This window comes from Thiohalobacter sp., assembly GCF_027000115.1.
Lineage (GTDB): Bacteria > Pseudomonadota > Gammaproteobacteria > Thiohalobacterales > Thiohalobacteraceae > JALTON01.
Window position 1 is genome coordinate 23,682 of the sequence record NZ_JALTON010000050.1, and the last position, 15,963, is coordinate 39,644.

Here is a 15,963-nt window from a genome sequence, read left to right on the forward strand (position 1 = left end):
CATGCGATTCAAACTCATCATTTCACTGGTGGAGGACGACAAGACCGATACTGTCATGGAGGCCGCGCGCGAGGCTGGGGCAACCGGTGCCACCGTCATCAGCAATGCGCGCGGCGAAGGACTGGAAAAGGCGCGCACCTTCTTCGGCCTGAGCCTGGAAACCCAGCGCGACGTGCTGCTGTTTCTGGTCGAGGAGCATCTCAGCCGGGAGATCCTCGAACGCATCGCCGAGGTCGGCGAGTTCGATGCGCGGCCGGGTACTGGTATCGCCTTCCAGATCGACGTCGAGGATGCGGTGGGTGTGTCGCACCAGATAGAGCGGCTGAGCGAAGTGGTGGAGGAAAAGCTATGAGCGAGCGAACCATCGTGCGGGTACGCGAAGTGATGAAGCCCGATTTCGACATGGTCGACGGCATGACCACCGTGGCCGAGGCCCTGCGCACCATGAAACACGTGGAACAGAAGGCGCTGATGGTCAGCAAGCGCCACGAGGATGACGAGTTCGGCATGGTGCTGATTTCGGACGTGGCCCGCCACGTACTGGCCAAGGATCGCTCGCCGGAACGGGTGAACGTCTACGAGATCATGGCCAAGCCGGTGGTGTCCGTGGACCCGGACATGGACATCCGCTACTGCGCGCGCCTGTTCGAGCGTTTCGGGCTGTCGCGCGCACCGGTAATCGAGAGCGGCCAGGTGATCGGGATCGTCAGTTTCACCGACTTGGTACTGAAGGGGCTTTGCCAGCGGATATAGGTCCGTAACCGACTGACTGAGCGTCGAAAAGGGGCCGTTGACCCGCATATTGCACCAGGGCGGGCGGTCTCGCCTCCGTCATCCGTCTGTCATAATGGCGCGGTCTAATGTCGGCAATGTGACAACCGGACCTCTGGACCATGACTGCTGCCACCATCCTGATCGTCGAGGACGAAGCCGCCATTCGCGACATGGTGCGTTTCGCGCTGGAGCGCGCCGAGTTCGAGACCCGCGAGGCCGGCGATGCGGCCGCCGCCCAGGTTGCCATCGCCGACCAGCCGCCGGACCTGATCCTGCTCGACTGGATGCTCCCGGACCTGAGCGGCATCGACCTCGCCCGGCGCCTGCGCAAGGACGAGCTGACGCGTGACATTCCGGTCATCATGCTCACCGCGCGCGGCGAGGAGGAGGACAAGATCCGCGGCCTGGAGGTCGGCGCGGACGACTACATCACCAAGCCCTTCTCCCCGCGCGAACTGGTGGCCCGCATCCGCGCCGTGCTGCGGCGGGTGCGGGGCGAGGGTGGCGAGCGGCCGATCGAAATCGAGGGCCTGATCCTGGATCCGGTCGGGCACCGGGTCAGCGCCCACGGCGAGCCGCTGGAGATGGGGCCGACGGAGTTTCGGCTGCTGCACTTCTTCATGGCCCATCCGGAACGGGTGTTCAGCCGCTCCCGGTTGCTCGACAGCGTCTGGGGGCGTAACGTCTACGTCGAGGAGCGCACCGTGGATGTGCACATCCGCCGCTTGCGCAAGGCCCTGGCCCCGCACGGACATGATCGTCTGATCCAGACGGTGCGGGGAGCAGGTTATCGCTTTTCCAGACAGGTCTGAGCCTTTGCAATGAATCCCTGGGCCGACGAGGCATGGCGCTTTGCCGTGACGGTAGCCGTCACCTCGGCTGTCGGCGCCCTGCTCGGTTCGGCGGGCTGGGGGTTTGCCATGGGCGTGCTGGGCTATCTGGGCTGGCATCTGGGCAACCTGTTCCGGCTGTTTCACTGGCTGCGTGACGGCAAGCGCTTTCATCCCCCCGAATCCAGCGGTGTATGGGGCGAGGTATTCCAGCGTATCTACCGCCTGCAGCAGCGCAACCGCAAGCGCAAGCGCAAGCTGGGCAAGATGCTCAATCGCTTTCAGGAAGCCACTTCGGCCATGCCGGACGCCACCGTGGTGCTCAATGCCGACGAGGAAATCGAGTGGTGGAACGATGCTGCCGGCGAGCTGTTCGCCTTCCAGTTCCCGCGTGACGTGGGTCAGCGCATCGGCAATCTGCTGCGCCACCCGGATTTCGTGCGGTATCTGCGTGCCGGTGACTACGAGGCACCGGTCATCATTCCCTCGCCCCGGGACGAGCGGAAGGTGATCTCGGTACGCATCGTGCCCTACGGCAAGAGCCAGCGCCTGGTGGTCGCCCGCGACATCACCCGGCTTCAGAAACTGGAGCAGATGCGCCAGGACTTCGTGGCCAATGTCTCGCATGAGCTGCGTACGCCCCTGACCGTGGTATCGGGTTATCTGGAAACGCTGGAGGAGGACAGCGAGCGACTCGACCCGCAGTGGCGCCGGACCCTGGGCGTCATGCGCCAGCAGACCGAGCGCATGGAGCGCATCGTCGAAGACCTGCTGATGTTGTCCCGGCTGGAGACCGAGCAGAAGGAGGCAGGGCAGGAAGCGGTCAGTGTCCCCAGTCAACTGGCCGCCATCTGTGAGGATGCCCGCCGCCTCAGCGGCGAGGACAACCACGACATCCGGCTGGATGTCGATCCGCGGCTCTGGCTGCGTGGCAACGATGGCGAACTGCGCAGCCTGTTTTCGAACCTGGTGTTCAACGCCGTGCGCTACACCCCTGCTGGCGGGCGTATCGAGGTGCGCTGGTTCCGGCGCGAGGGCGAGCCCTGCTTCGAGGTGCGGGATACCGGCATCGGCATTGCCGCCCAGCACATCCCGCGGCTGACCGAGCGCTTCTACCGGGTCGACGTGGGTCGCAGCCGCTCCAGTGGCGGGACCGGCCTGGGGCTGGCCATCGTCAAGCACGTGCTGCTGCGCCATGGCGGCCGGCTGGAGATCGACAGCCGGGTCGGCGAGGGCAGTACCTTTCGTGCCTGTTTCCCGGCCGAGCGCCGGCTCGAGATCGAGCCGTCCGATGCCGCCGGGTCCGAGCCCCCGGAGCGGGCGCGGCTGTAACCGAACTGTCACATTTCGTTCATTTCCATGTCATCGGCGCTGCACACAATGGCGCCAGCATGACAAACCGCCTGCGGCGGACCTTATCCAAAAGCAAGGAGATCCGAAATGGCAATGAAGAAGCTGATGCTGGCTCTGGGCATGGCTACGGCCGGTTTCATGGCCCAGCAGGCCGCTGCCGGAGTCGATGTCGATCCGGCGCTCCCCGACTACAGCAAGGCCAGTGGCGTGTCCGGCAACCTGTCCTCGGTGGGGTCGGATACGCTGGCCAACCTGATGACGTTGTGGGCGGAGGAGTTCAAGCGCGTCTATCCCAACGTCAACATCCAGATTCAGGCTGCCGGTTCCTCTACCGCGCCGCCCGCGCTCACCGAGGGCACGTCCAATCTCGGCCCCATGAGTCGCAAGATGAAGGACAAGGAAATTGCCGCCTTCGAGAAGAAGTTCGGTTACAAGCCCACTGCGATCCGCGTGGCCATCGATGCGCTGGCCGTCTATGTGCACAAGGACAACCCGATCAAGGGGCTGACCATTCCCCAGGTCGATGCCATCTTTTCCTCCACCCGCAAGTGCGGCTACCCGGAAGACATCACCCGCTGGGGACAGCTTGGCCTGAGCGGTGCCTGGGAGAATCGCCCGATTCAGCTCTATGGGCGCAACTCGGTTTCCGGGACCTATGGTTACTTCAAGAAGAAGGCGCTGTGCAAGGGTGATTTCAAGAACAACGTCAACGAGCAGCCGGGTTCGGCCTCGGTGGTGCAGTCGGTATCCAGCTCACTGAACGGTATCGGCTACTCCGGCATCGGCTACAAGACCTCGGGAGTACGTGCCGTGCCACTGGCGAAGAAGGAAGGTCAGCCCTTTGTGGAAGCCACCGGCGAGAACGCCATCAAGGGCAAGTTTCCCCTGGCCCGTTTCCTGTACATCTATGTCAACAAGCACCCCAACAAGCCGCTGCCACCGCTGGAGCGCGAGTTCCTGAAACTGGTGCTGTCGAAGACCGGTCAGAAGGTGGTGGTCAAGGATGGCTATATCCCGCTGCCGGCTTCGGTGGCCCAAAAGGAACTGGCCAAGCTGCAGTAGCAGGGCACAGTATTCTCGCAATCGACGGCCCCGCTTCTGCGGGGCCGTTTTCCGTTTTGGCGCAGGACAGTTATTAGTCGTCTCACAATTGTCTGAACATGGAAGTCCTGTGAATTCGTAGGATGGGCAAAGGAACGCAGCGACGTGCCCATCAGCATCCCGTGACCGTCATGATGGGCACGGCCCTTCGGGCCTTTGCCCATCCTACCAAGTCTGGTGTTGTCGAAGACAGGTCAGAAGGTGGGGGTCAAGGATGGCTATATCCCGCTGCCGGCTTCGGTGACCCAAAAGGAACTGGCCAAGCTACAGTAGCAGGCGCCGGTTTCGGCGACAGGGACGGCCCCGCGCGAGCGGGGCCGTTCTTGTATGGGCGCAGCATCGTTGGCCCGCAACCGGGTCGGCTCGGCGGGTGGTCGTGCAGTTCTCAGGCCGCGCTCAGCATGTGGCGCAGGGCGTAGAAGTCGCCATAGTCGATGTGGCGCAGCATCAGCCCGACCCCGGTGCTGTTACCGTGTACCACATAGGCGGGCAGATGGTGTTCCCTGGGCTTGCCGTTCTTCCGGGTCACGAAAATGACCTCCAGTTCGGCGTTGACAGGCAGTTCGACCCCCTGGGTGCGCACGAACATGCCTTCCAGACTGACATCGCGCGTGCGGCCGTGGATGGTGCCCACCGGGTCGTAGTGCAGCGCGACCTCCATCTCGATCGGCTTGCGTTCGCTCCAACGGTGTTCGATTGCCATGGTATTCCTCCCTCGGCATTTCCCTTTGCCGGTTTTTCGTCAGCAGGAAGAAATCCAGCAAGAATGGTGCCAGTCTTCCTGTCCCCTCACCGACTAGCCCGCATATTGCACCAGGGGCTGCGGATGATGGCGGATTTGCAGCCGGGCTCGGGGAGGGCTGGCGCTCAAGCCGCAGCCGTCGCTACGGCTTGAGTGAAGCGCCCCCGAGGCCGAGCGAAAAAAATCCGCCAGGGCCGCAGCAGGATGCGGGCGGGCACAAATCGTACTCCGGGCCATGGGCAAACAACCCGATCCATTGCCCGCCAGGACAACAAGTTGCCCGCCGCCCGCTACCGCCCTGGTACAATATGCGGGCTATCCGTCCGGCCCCTGTTTCTACTATAGTCCCTGCGGGCATCGCTTCCAGGACGCCATCGCGTTCCAAGGCCGGCAGTCGGTTGGTATAGTCGCGGCACGGCCGAAAGGCCGGTTCCCATCGCTTTTCGAGAGGCTGCCCGGTGCTGGATGCCCCTGTGTTCGACGAGATCGCCGCCGTCGATCTCGGTTCCAACAGTTTCCACATGATCGTCGCCCGTCTGCGCGATGGCCGGCTGGAGGTCATCGACCGGCTGCGCGAGCATGTGCGCCTGGCGCAGGGCCTGTTGCCCGACAACCGCCTGTCCGAAGAAGCCCGTGCGCGTGCCCTGGACTGTCTGGCGCGCTTCGGCCAGCGGCTACGGGAACTGCCGACGGGGGCGGTGCGGGCGGTCGGTACCAACACCCTGCGCAAGGCCCGCTCGCCCGGTTTTCTGGAGGCAGCACGGGAGGCGCTGGGGCATCCGGTCGAGATCATCTCCGGCGTCGAGGAGGCGCGCCTGATCTATCTGGGCGTGGCCCGCAGCCTGGAGGCGGCGGCACGCGAGCGGCGGCTGGTGATGGACATCGGCGGGGGCAGCACCGAACTCATCATCGGCAGCGGCGACCAGGCCCAGGAGCTGGAGAGCCTGTACATGGGTTGCGTGTCCATGAGCCAGCGCTTCTTTGCCGATGGCCGCGTGGACAAGCCGGCCATGCGCCGCGCCATCCTGGCCGCCCAGCTCGAAGTGGAACCCATACGCCGGCGTTTTCTGCGCCGGGGCTGGGAAGGGGCGGTCGGGGCCTCGGGTACCATCAAGGCGGTCAGGCAGATCCTGCTGGCCGAGGGCTGGTCCGACCAGGGCATTACCCCCGGAGGGCTGAAGAAGCTGCGCAAGGCGCTGATCGCGGCCGGCGACATGGCGAAGGTTTCGCTCAAGTCGCTGAGCGACGAGCGGCGGCCGGTGCTGCCGGGCGGAGTTGCCATCCTCAGTGCCGTTTTCGACCTGCTCGAAATCGAGCGCATGCAGGTGTCGTCCGGCGCGCTTCGCGAGGGCATACTGTTCGACCTGGTCGGCCGCCTGCACCATGCCGATATCCGCGAGCACAGCGTCGAGCGCATGATCGAGCGCTTCCGCTGCGACACGGCGCAGGCGCAGCGCGTCGCGCGCGTGGCCCTGCGCCTGTTCGACCAGCTCGCGCCGGACTGGAAGCTGGACGTGGGCATCTGGCGACCGGTGCTGGACTGGGCCGCGCGGCTGCACGAAATCGGTCTGGTGGTGGCGCATGGCCAGTATCACAAGCACGGTGCCTACCTGGTCGAGCACTCCGATATGGCCGGCTTTTCGCTGACCGAACAGAAAATGCTGGCCGCACTGGTCCGCAGTCACAGGCGCAAGTTTCCCCGCGCCGTTTTCGAGGGCCTGCCCAGGGGCGTGCGCGAGGTCGCGGAGTCGCTGGCCGTGCTGCTGCGGCTGGCGGCGCTGATCCAGCGTGGCCGCTCCAGTCGCACACCGGAAATCCTGCACGCGCGAGCCGATGGCCCGCGGGGGCTGACGCTGCGCTTCGGCAAGGGCTTTCTCGAGCATCACCCGCTGACCCGTGCCGATCTGGAAGCCGAGCGGCGCTACCTCGGGGCGATCGGCTGGCGGCTCGATTTCGAGTGAAATGCCACGGTTGCGGGCGCAACGCAGAGGCACATAGGGCGCCGCGAAAGCCGGGTGCAGCTTGTGTTGAACCAGGGCCTGGGAGGGTGTCTTCCGCCGCGTTCGCTGGCTTGTCTCCTCAGCCCGGGCGGGCGCGCAGTTCCAGCAGCTCGCACTGGGCGCAGCGCGGTTTCTGCCTGCCGCGCGGACGCTGTCGCCGATAGTGGCCATCGCGATGCAGCACCCAGGCCTGGGTGTTGTCGGCCAGATAGAGTTCCAGCCCTTCCTTCATGATCTGCTTGCGCAGGGTGGGGTCTTCCACCGGAAAACAGGTTTCCACGCGTCGGAAGAAGTTGCGGTCCATCCAGTCCGCGCTGGACAGCCACAGCTCCTCATTGCCGTCGTTGCGGAAGTGGAAGACACGCGTGTGTTCGAGGAAGCGCCCGACGATGGAACGCACCTGGATGCGTTCGGACACGCCGGGCACGCCGGGGCGCAGGCAGCAGACGCCGCGGACGATGAGGTCGATGCGCACGCCTGCCTGCGAGGCGGCATACAGGGCCTGGATGATCTGCGGTTCGATCAGTGCATTCATCTTGGCGATGATGCGGGCGCGCTTGCCCTGGCGTGCAAACGCAGCCTCGCGCTCGATTTTTTCCATCAGTGCCTTGTGCAGGGTGAAGGGTGACTGCAGCAGCTTGCGCAGGGGTTTGACCTTGCCCAGGCTGGTGAGCTGCTGGAAGATCCGGCGCACGTCTTCGCCGATGACCTTGTCGGCGGTGAGCAGGCCATAGTCGGTATACAGGCGCGCGGTGCGGGCATGGTAGTTGCCGGTGCCGAGGTGCACATAGTGACGCAGCCGCCGGCCCTCGCGGCGGGTGACGAGGATCATCTTGGCGTGGGTCTTGTAGCCGACCACGCCATAGGTCACGTGCGCGCCGGCTTCCTGCAGCCGGTTTGCGAGCTGGATGTTGGCCTCCTCGTCAAAGCGCGCGCGCAATTCCACCACCACCGTGACCTCCTTGCCGTTGCGCGCGGCGGCAACCAGGGCGTCCACCACCGCGGAATCCGGGCCGGTACGGTAGAGGGTCTGCTTGATGGCCAGAACCTGGGGGTCGGTGGCCGCCTGGCGCAGGAAATCGAGCACCGGCGCGAAGGACTCGAAGGGGTGGTGCAGCAGCACGTCCTGGCGGCGCAGGATCTCGAAGATGTTCTGTTCCGCCGGCAGCGCAGTCGGCCGGCTGGGCTTGAAGGGCAGGTACTTGAGATCCGGCCGCTCCACCAGATCGGCGATGGCGATGAGCCGGTTGAGATTCACCGGGCCGTTGACCTGGTACAGGTCGGCCTCGGTCAGCCCGAACTGGGCGAGCAGGAAATCGGCCATTCTGCGGCTGCAGTTGTCGGCCACCTCCAGGCGCACCGCATCGCCGTAACGGCGGGACAGCAGCTCGCCCTCCATGGCCCGCATCAGGTCATCGATTTCTTCCTCGTCGACGAACAGGTCGCTGTTGCGGGTGACCCGGAACTGGTAGCAGCCGGTCACCTTCATGCCGGGAAAGAGCTCGTCGACATGGGCGTGGATGACGGAGGACAGGAACACAAAGTCATAGGGGCCGGCGCCGCTGCTCTCGGGCAGGCGGATCAGGCGCGGCAGCGAACGCGGGGCCTGGACGATGGCTATGCCGCCGGAGCGGCCAAAGGCGTCCTTGCCTTCCAGCGACACGATGAAGTTCAGGCTCTTGTTGAGAATGCGGGGGAAGGGGTGCGCGGGATCCAGGCCCAGCGGACTCAGCACCGGCATCAGTTCCTGGCTGAAGTATTTCTGCACCCACTGTGCCTGGGTTTCGCTCCAGTCGCTGCGGCGTAGGAAGCGGATCTGCTCGGACTCCAGCGCGGGAATCAGCTCGTCGTTGAGCACCCGGTACTGGAGGTCCACCAGGTCATGGGCCTCGGCGCTGATCTGGGCCAGTGCCTCCTGCGGGGTGAGGCCGTCGGATCCCGTTTCCACCGAGCCGGATTCGAGCTTCTGCTTGAGTCCGGCAACGCGGATTTCGAAGAATTCGTCCAGGTTGGTGCTGGAGATGCAGAGAAACTTCAGGCGCTCCAGCAGGGGTGTGTCCGGGTCCCGTGCCTGTTCCAGCACGCGCCGGTTGAAGGCGAGCAGGCTGAGTTCACGGTTGATGTAGAGATCCGGGCTGGTGAGGCTGATGGCATCCATGGGAGCTGGTGGTGACGTTGGCGATTTGCTGACCATTATGCCCGACCGGCCGCAGCCCGACAGACTTCCGAGGGAAATGTCACGGAAACGTCATGAACACGTCCCGTCGCGGGCCGGCCGGCGGTGCCGGGCTATACGGGGCGCCTTGTCACACAACTGTCATATTGAGCGCCTAGCATACGCGCCATGAGTGAGTCCGGCCCCTCCCGCCCCTCCGTTCTGGAGCGTATTCCCGCCGAGACGCGTGCCCGGCGATGGCGCTGGCGCACGCTCAAGGACTGGCTCGCCCGTTATGGCGTGAGCGCCGGCGGGATCGGCGTGATCGTCGCCATCCTGCTGATTTTCTTCTATCTCCTCTACGTAGTGATGCCGCTGCTCGAGCCCGGCGAGGCGAGCCCGGTGGCCGACTATGCGGCGCCCTCGGCCGAGGTGCCGGTGGTGCACCTGGCCATGGAGGAACAGGCGGAAATCGGTGTCCGCTACGGCCGCGATGGCCGGGTGAGCTTCTTCAGAACCGATACCGGTGCCGTGCTGGACGAGCGCCGGTTGTCCCTGCCCGAGGGTGTGTCCGTCACCAGCGTTGCGGTGGCGCGGCCCGACAGTCACGCCGTGGCCTACGGCCTGTCCGACGGGCGTGCCCTGGTGGTCAAGGACCGCTACCGGGTGAGCTACCCCGATGACCGGCGGCTGATCACCCCGGAACTCGAGTATCCGCTGGGTGAGGAACCGGTGGTGGTGGATCCGGAAGGGCAGCCGCTCACCGCGCTGGGCCTGGAACTGGACGAGGAGTCGACCCTGGTCGGGGCCACGGCCGACGGCCGCCTGGTGCTGACCAACATCCGCCGCGAAGAATCCTTCCTCGGCGATGAAGTAGAGCTGGTCGAGACCCGCACCGAGCTGCCGCGCCAACTCGATGACATCCGCTTCCTGCTGATCAACCCCCAGCAGTGGGTGCTGCATGTCGCCGACGGCACCGGCCGGCTGGTGCACTACGACATATCCGACAAGGAATCCCCGCGCATCGTCGAGGAAGTGCGCCTGCTTGGTGATCGCAAGGGCGCCACCCTCACCGCCCTGCGATTCCTCACTGGGGGCATCTCGCTGCTGGCCGGCGCCTCGGACGGCAGCATCAGCCAGTGGTTCGCGGTGCGCGACGAGGAAGGCCAGGAGCGGCTGCGGCGTATCCGCGAGTTCCACGAGCAGTCCGCGCCCATAGTCGGCATTGCCAGCGAGTATGCCCGCAAGGGCTTTCTGGCCGCGGACTCCAACGGCAACCTGGCCATCTACCACGCCACTGCGCACAACCTGATTCTCAGGGAAAAGGTGAGCGACGGCCGGCCTGCCGCCATTGCCATCGCGCCGCGCGCCAATGCCTGGCTGGCCGAGGACGGCAACGGTCGGTTGCACTTCTGGGCCGTGCACAACGAGCATCCGGAGATTTCCTGGTCCTCGTTGTGGGGCAAGGTCTGGTACGAAAGTTATGACGAGCCCGCCTATATCTGGCAGTCGTCCTCGGCCAGCAACGACTTCGAGCCCAAGTTCAGCCTCACGCCGCTGTCCTTCGGCACCCTCAAGGCGGCCTTTTATGCCATGCTGATCGGCGCGCCTCTGGCCATCCTGGGCGCCATCTATACCGCCTACTTCATGGCCCCGCGCATGCGCGGGGCGGTCAAGCCCACCATCGAGATCATGGAAGCCCTGCCCACCGTGATCCTGGGCTTTCTTGCCGGCCTGTGGCTGGCGCCGCTGGTCGAGAAGTACCTCCCGGGCATCTTTGCCCTGCTGCTGGTGATGCCGCTGGGCGTGCTGCTGGTGTCCTTCCTGTGGACGCGGCTGCCGGAACGCGTACGCCATCGGGTGCCCGATGGCTGGGAGGCGTTGTTGCTGGTGCCGGTGCTGGTGCTGATCGGCTGGCTGTCCTTTACCCTCTCCCATCCCATCGAGAATCTGCTGTTCGACGGGGACATGCGCCTGTGGCTGACGCACACCATGGGCATCGACTTCGACCAGCGCAACTCGCTGGTGGTCGGCCTGGCCATGGGCTTCGCCGTCATTCCGACCATCTTTTCCATCGCCGAGGATGCCATCTTCAATGTGCCCAAGCAGTTGACCACCGGCTCTCTGGCACTGGGCGCCACGCCCTGGCAGACGCTGGTGCGGGTGGTCATCCTGACCGCCAGCCCGGGCATATTCTCGGCGGTTATGATCGGTCTGGGGCGTGCCGTCGGCGAGACCATGATCGTGCTCATGGCCACCGGCAACACGCCGGTCATGGACTGGAGCATTTTCCAGGGCATGCGCACCCTGTCTGCGAACATTGCGGTGGAAATGCCGGAGTCGGAGGTGGGCAGCACCCACTACCGGGTGCTGTTCCTGGCGGCACTGGTGCTGTTCCTGTTCACCTTCCTGTTCAACACCGTGGCCGAGCTGGTCCGCCAGCGGTTGCGGCGCAAGTATGCGAGCCTGTAGGGAAACGATATGAAGGCCGGCTTCAGGCACTGGTTGAGCAGCGGTTCCCCGTGGATCTGGATCAATGCCGCGGCAGTGAGTGCCAGCCTCATCATGGTGGTGGGCCTGCTGGCATTGATCGCCGTGCGCGGCATGGGGCACTTCTGGCCGGCAGCCATCCATGAAATCCAGTACCGCGGCGATGACGGCACCGTCACCCGCCTTATCGGCGAGATCACCGAACGGGAGACCGTGAGCCGTGCGTACCTGGAGGCCGCCGGCATGCAGGTGCCGGGTGACCTGGACCTTGTCGAACGTTTCCTGCTCAAGACCGGCAACCGCGATGTCACCGGCTTCGACTTCCGCTGGCTCATCCGGCCGCGGGTGATCGAGGACAGCAACCCGCCCGGGCTGATGGCGCTGGAACGCCATGAATGGGGCAACTTCTATGGTTACCTGGTCGAGCTGCGCGAAGCCGGCCAGACGGTTGCCAGTGGCGAGACGGCCTGGGAGGCGCTGCAGCCGCGCCTGGAGCGCGCCCACGACCTATACGAGCAGATCCGAGAAATCGAGAAGGACGATATCGGTAACATCAACTATGGCATGGAACGGCTGCGGCTGGAACAGCGTCGCCTTGAACTCGAGGGGCGGGCCACGCCCGAGGCCCTTGCCGAACTGGACCGGGAGCGCGCGGAATTGCAGCAGCGTTACCAGGCATTGCAGGCGCGTCTCGCTGAGCTGCATGGCGAGATCGCGCGCGACAGTCTCATTGCCGAGGCGATGACCGGCCAGCAGGTCGAGATCCCGCTGGCCAAGATCGTGCGTGCCTACCGGCCCAATGCCATGGGGCTTGGCGACAAGCTTGGTTTCTACATGGCCAAGCTCTGGGAATTCGTCAGCGACGAGCCGCGCGAGGCCAATACCGAGGGTGGCATCTTCCCGGCCATCTTCGGCACCGTGATGATGGTGTTCATCATGTCCATCCTGGTCACGCCCTTTGGTGTGGTGGCCGCGGTCTATTTGCGCGAGTATGCCACCCAGGGGCCGTTGACGCGGCTGATCCGCATTGCAGTGAACAATCTGGCCGGCGTGCCGTCCATCGTCTACGGCGTTTTCGGTCTGGGATTCTTCGTCTATTTCCTGGGCGGCAATATCGATGCCCTGTTTTTCCCCGAGGCCCTGCCGGCGCCCACCTTCGGCACGCCGGGCCTGCTCTGGGCCTCGCTGACCCTGGCCCTGCTGACCCTGCCGGTGGTGATCGTGGCCACCGAGGAAGGACTGACCCGCATTCCGCGCTCCATCCGCGAGGGCAGCCTCGCGCTGGGCGCAACCAAGGCCGAGACCCTGTGGCGGACCATCCTGCCCATGGCCAGCCCGGCCATGATGACCGGTCTGATCCTGGCCGTAGCGCGCGCCGCCGGCGAGGTGGCGCCGCTGATGCTGGTCGGTGTGGTCAAGCTGGCGCCCTCGTTACCGCTGGACAGCAACTTCCCCTTCCTGCATCTGGACCGCAAGTTCATGCACCTGGGCTTCCACATCTATGATGTCGGGTTCCAGAGCCCCAACGTGGAGGCCGCACGGCCACTGGTCTACGCCACGGCGCTGCTGCTGGTGGTGGTGATCGTGGTGCTGAACCTGGCTGCGATCGCCATCCGCAACCGTTTGCGGGAACAGTACAAGTCCTTCGACCAGGGCTGAGCGCCCGATGCGAGTAAAGACACCCATGAGCGAACAAGGCACACCCACCCATGCATTGGATCCCAGCATCCTGGAGTCCCGTCCCATGCAGCCGCCGGGGCTGGAGCACGAGGATATCTGTCTGGAAGTCCGCGACCTGGATCTCTACTATGGCGAGAAGCAGGCGCTGAAGAAGATCAACATGCGCATTCCGCGGCAGCGGGTGACGGCCTTCATCGGTCCCAGTGGCTGCGGCAAGTCCACCCTGCTTCGGTGTTTCAATCGCATGAACGACCTGGTCGATGGCTGTCGGGTCGAGGGCGCCATCGAGCTCGACGGTCAGGACATCTATGACAAGAGTGTCAACGTCGCCGATCTGCGGCGTCGGGTGGGCATGGTATTCCAGAAGCCCAATCCCTTTCCCAAGAGCATCTACGAGAATGTCGCCTACGGCCTGCGGCTGCAGGGCGTGAACAGCAGGCGCATCCTCGACGAGGTGGTGGAGCGCTCGCTGCGCGGCGCTGCACTCTGGGACGAGGTCAAGGATCGTCTGCACGACAGTGCCATGGGACTGTCCGGTGGTCAGCAGCAGCGCCTGGTCATCGCCCGTGCCATCGCCATAGAGCCCGAAGTGTTGCTGCTCGACGAACCGGCCTCGGCGCTGGATCCGATCTCCACACTGAAGATCGAGGAGCTGATCTACGAGCTGAAGTCCGACTACACCATCGTCATCGTGACCCACAACATGCAGCAGGCGGCGCGGGTTTCGGACTATACTGCCTTCATGTACCTCGGTGAGCTCATCGAGCACGGCGATACCAACACCATCTTCACCAACCCGGCGAAGAAGATGACGGAAGACTATATCACCGGCCGTTACGGCTGAGTCGGGCAGGGCATCCCAGGAGCACGACATGGACAAGAACAGCATCGGTCAGCACATCTCACGGCAGTACAACGCCGAGCTGGAAGATATTCGCAACAAGGTGCTGGCCATGGGAGGGCTGGTCGAGCAGCAGGTGGCCGATGCCATGGTGGCGCTGCTCGAGGGCGACGAGCGCATGGCCGACATCGTCATCAACAATGACTTCAAGGTGAATGCCCTGGAAGTCGCGATCGACGAGGAATGCAACTTCATTCTCGCCCGGCGCCAGCCGGCGGCGAGTGACCTGCGCCTGATCATGGCGGTGATCAAGACCATTACCGATCTCGAGCGCATCGGCGACGAGGCCGAGCGCATTGCGCGCATGGCACAGCACATTGCCAGCAAGGATGTGGCCAACCGCTATCATGACCGGCTCGAGCACCTGGGCGACCTCTCGCGCAAGATGCTGCATGGCGCGCTGGATGCCTTTGCCCGCATGGATCCCGAGCTGGCGGTTCAGGTGTGGCACGAGGATGCCAAGATCGACAAGGAGTACGAGGGCGTGATGCGGCAGATGATCACGCTGATGATGGAAGATTCGCGGGCCATTCCCAGCGTGCTGGATGCCATGTGGGCGGCGCGCGCGCTGGAACGCATCGGCGACCGTGCCGGGAACATCTGCGAGTACGTGATCTATCTGGTCAAGGGCAAGGATGTGCGCCACACCAGCCTCGAGCAGCTGGAGCGCGAGGCGCACGAGGGGAAGGACTGACGGATGTCGTGGTTTGACGGATAGCCACGGTATCCACCGAATCCACGGAAACCGTCAATGGCCTGTCCGGTTCCCTGCCGTGAGTGCCGAATGATCGTTGCCGTGGATGCAGTGGGTGCAGTGGCCGTCCAGATGATGATAGCCACGGTATCCACCGGACCCACGGAAACCGTCGATCGCGTGTCCGTTTCCCTGCGGTTAGCGCCGAACAGTTGTTTCCGTGGGTTCAGTGGGTGCAGTGGCCGTTGAACAGGGAACCGCCCCTGGCCTGGTGCCGTGCTCCGGCAATCAGCCGAGCAGGAATTCCAGCAGTGCCTTCTGGGCATGCAAGCGGTTCTCGGCCTGATCCCAGACCAGGCTGCGCGGGCCGTCGATGACGGAGGTGGCGACCTCTTCCCCGCGATGGGCCGGCAGGCAGTGCATGAACACGGCGTCCGCTGCTGCGCACTCCATGATTTCGTCGGTCACCTGATAGTCCGCAAAGGCGCGCTCGCGCTGCGCCTGTTCCTCTTCCTGTCCCATGCTCGCCCAGACGTCGGTGGTCACCAGATCGGCACCGGTCGCGGCCTCGCGCGGATCGCGCACGATCGCTACCCGGTCGCCGGCAGCGGCAAGGATATCGGGGGCGGGGTCGTAACCTTCCGGACAGGCAATGTGCAGCCGGAAGTCGAACTGGCGGGCGGCATTGATGTAGGAGTGACACATGTTGTTGCCGTCGCCGATCCAGGCCACGGTACGGCCCTGGATGTCGCCGCGGTGCTCGACGAAGGTCTGCACGTCGGCCAGCAGCTGGCAGGGATGGTAGCGGTCGGTCAGGGCATTGATGACCGGCACCCGCGACACGGCCGCAAAGCGTTCGATCTTCTCGTGCTCGAAGGTGCGGATCATGATGGCGTCGGCCATGCGTGACAGTACTCGCGCCGTGTCTTCCAGCGGTTCGCCACGCCCGAGCTGGGTGTCGCGCGGGGACAGGAACAGGGCATGGCCGCCGAGCTGGGCCATGCCGGCCTCGAAGGATACCCGGGTACGGGTCGAGGACTTTTCGAAGATCATGGCCAGCACCTTCCCCTTGAAGGGCTGGTAGAGTTCGCCCGCCTGATGCCGGCGCTTGAGCTCGATCGCGCGCGCGATCAGCGCACGAAGCTCGTCGGATGACAGGTCGAGCAGGGTCAGGAAGTGCCGCACGCTCACGCCGCGGCCCCTTCCGAGGTGAAGCTGCGTACCAGTGCGGCGACTTCGTCGA

Annotated in this window: 13 protein-coding genes; 10 read left to right on the top strand and 3 right to left on the bottom strand. The window is 64.7% G+C overall.

The features are described 5' to 3' along the window. Position 1 precedes the first annotated feature (1 nt). From MVF76_RS09635 to MVF76_RS09655, 5 genes are all read left to right on the top strand, one after another. On the top strand, positions 2 to 352 hold the full coding sequence (locus MVF76_RS09635; protein ID WP_297528598.1) for a P-II family nitrogen regulator: 351 nt from the start codon (positions 2 to 4) through the stop codon (positions 350 to 352). Further along, the gene (locus MVF76_RS09640; RefSeq protein ID WP_297528599.1) at positions 349 to 753 is read left to right on the top strand and encodes a CBS domain-containing protein; all 405 of its coding nucleotides are present in this window, start codon (positions 349 to 351) and stop codon (positions 751 to 753) included. Before MVF76_RS09635 ends, MVF76_RS09640 begins: the two co-directional genes overlap by 4 nt. Positions 754 to 893: 140 nt before the next feature. After that, positions 894 to 1,586, top strand: coding sequence for a phosphate regulon transcriptional regulator PhoB (gene phoB / locus MVF76_RS09645; protein ID WP_297528600.1), 693 nt, complete (start codon positions 894 to 896; stop codon positions 1,584 to 1,586). A gap of 9 nt (positions 1,587 to 1,595) precedes the next feature. After that, positions 1,596 to 2,936: a phosphate regulon sensor histidine kinase PhoR gene (gene phoR, locus MVF76_RS09650; RefSeq protein ID WP_297528601.1), complete on the top strand. Its 1,341-nt coding sequence runs from the start codon at positions 1,596 to 1,598 to the stop codon at positions 2,934 to 2,936. Positions 2,937 to 3,044: 108 nt separating this feature from the next. Then, positions 3,045 to 4,019 carry a PstS family phosphate ABC transporter substrate-binding protein gene (locus MVF76_RS09655; protein ID WP_297528602.1) on the top strand — a complete coding sequence of 325 codons (975 nt, stop codon included), beginning with the start codon at positions 3,045 to 3,047 and terminating at the stop codon, positions 4,017 to 4,019. A gap of 424 nt (positions 4,020 to 4,443) precedes the next feature. On the opposite strand, the gene MVF76_RS09660 is transcribed toward MVF76_RS09655, so the two are convergent. After that, positions 4,444 to 4,761, bottom strand: coding sequence for a PilZ domain-containing protein (locus MVF76_RS09660; protein WP_297528603.1), 318 nt, complete (start codon positions 4,759 to 4,761; stop codon positions 4,444 to 4,446). 497 nt (positions 4,762 to 5,258) lie between these two features. Here MVF76_RS09660 and MVF76_RS09665 point away from each other — a divergent pair, with 497 nt between their 5' ends. Further along, entirely contained in the window at positions 5,259 to 6,761 is a 1,503-nt protein-coding gene (locus MVF76_RS09665) for a Ppx/GppA phosphatase family protein (protein WP_317622959.1), read from the top strand. 118 nt (positions 6,762 to 6,879) lie between these two features. On the opposite strand, the gene ppk1 is transcribed toward MVF76_RS09665, so the two are convergent. Further along, positions 6,880 to 8,958 (bottom strand): polyphosphate kinase 1, encoded by a 2,079-nt coding sequence (gene ppk1, locus MVF76_RS09670; RefSeq protein WP_297528604.1) that lies wholly within the window; start codon positions 8,956 to 8,958, stop codon positions 6,880 to 6,882. A gap of 186 nt (positions 8,959 to 9,144) precedes the next feature. On the opposite strand from ppk1, the gene MVF76_RS09675 reads away from it, so the two are divergent. From MVF76_RS09675 to phoU, 4 genes are read left to right on the top strand one after another with little or no spacing between them, the layout of a single operon-like run. Further along, positions 9,145 to 11,427: an ABC transporter permease subunit gene (locus MVF76_RS09675; RefSeq protein WP_297528605.1), complete on the top strand. Its 2,283-nt coding sequence runs from the start codon at positions 9,145 to 9,147 to the stop codon at positions 11,425 to 11,427. Positions 11,428 to 11,436: 9 nt separating this feature from the next. Next, the gene (gene pstA, locus MVF76_RS09680; protein ID WP_297528606.1) at positions 11,437 to 13,104 is read left to right on the top strand and encodes a phosphate ABC transporter permease PstA; all 1,668 of its coding nucleotides are present in this window, start codon (positions 11,437 to 11,439) and stop codon (positions 13,102 to 13,104) included. Positions 13,105 to 13,129: 25 nt separating this feature from the next. After that, positions 13,130 to 13,969, top strand: a complete 840-nt coding sequence (gene pstB, locus MVF76_RS09685) for a phosphate ABC transporter ATP-binding protein PstB (RefSeq protein ID WP_297528607.1) — start codon at positions 13,130 to 13,132, stop codon at positions 13,967 to 13,969. Positions 13,970 to 13,997: 28 nt separating this feature from the next. Beyond that, positions 13,998 to 14,720 carry a phosphate signaling complex protein PhoU gene (gene phoU, locus MVF76_RS09690; RefSeq protein WP_297528608.1) on the top strand — a complete coding sequence of 241 codons (723 nt, stop codon included), beginning with the start codon at positions 13,998 to 14,000 and terminating at the stop codon, positions 14,718 to 14,720. 288 nt (positions 14,721 to 15,008) lie between these two features. On the opposite strand, the gene argF is transcribed toward phoU, so the two are convergent. Next, positions 15,009 to 15,911 carry an ornithine carbamoyltransferase gene (gene argF / locus MVF76_RS09695; RefSeq protein ID WP_297528610.1) on the bottom strand — a complete coding sequence of 301 codons (903 nt, stop codon included), beginning with the start codon at positions 15,909 to 15,911 and terminating at the stop codon, positions 15,009 to 15,011. Between the last annotated feature and the right edge of the window lie 52 nt (positions 15,912 to 15,963).

Bases quoted from the DNA above. Each gene is read 5' to 3' on its own strand.
- pstB (WP_297528607.1), top strand. From the start codon at position 13,130: ATGAGCGAACAAGGCACACCCACCCATGCATTGGATCCCAGCATCCTG.
- MVF76_RS09655 (WP_297528602.1), top strand. From the start codon at position 3,045: ATGGCAATGAAGAAGCTGATGCTGGCTCTGGGCATGGCTACGGCCGGT.
- phoB (WP_297528600.1), top strand. From the start codon at position 894: ATGACTGCTGCCACCATCCTGATCGTCGAGGACGAAGCCGCCATTCGC.
- pstA (WP_297528606.1), top strand. From the start codon at position 11,437: ATGAAGGCCGGCTTCAGGCACTGGTTGAGCAGCGGTTCCCCGTGGATC.
- MVF76_RS09635 (WP_297528598.1), top strand. From the start codon at position 2: ATGCGATTCAAACTCATCATTTCACTGGTGGAGGACGACAAGACCGAT.
- MVF76_RS09640 (WP_297528599.1), top strand. From the start codon at position 349: ATGAGCGAGCGAACCATCGTGCGGGTACGCGAAGTGATGAAGCCCGAT.
- phoU (WP_297528608.1), top strand. From the start codon at position 13,998: ATGGACAAGAACAGCATCGGTCAGCACATCTCACGGCAGTACAACGCC.
- ppk1 (WP_297528604.1), bottom strand. From the start codon at position 8,958: ATGGATGCCATCAGCCTCACCAGCCCGGATCTCTACATCAACCGTGAA.
- MVF76_RS09660 (WP_297528603.1), bottom strand. From the start codon at position 4,761: ATGGCAATCGAACACCGTTGGAGCGAACGCAAGCCGATCGAGATGGAG.
- MVF76_RS09675 (WP_297528605.1), top strand. From the start codon at position 9,145: ATGAGTGAGTCCGGCCCCTCCCGCCCCTCCGTTCTGGAGCGTATTCCC.
- phoR (WP_297528601.1), top strand. From the start codon at position 1,596: ATGAATCCCTGGGCCGACGAGGCATGGCGCTTTGCCGTGACGGTAGCC.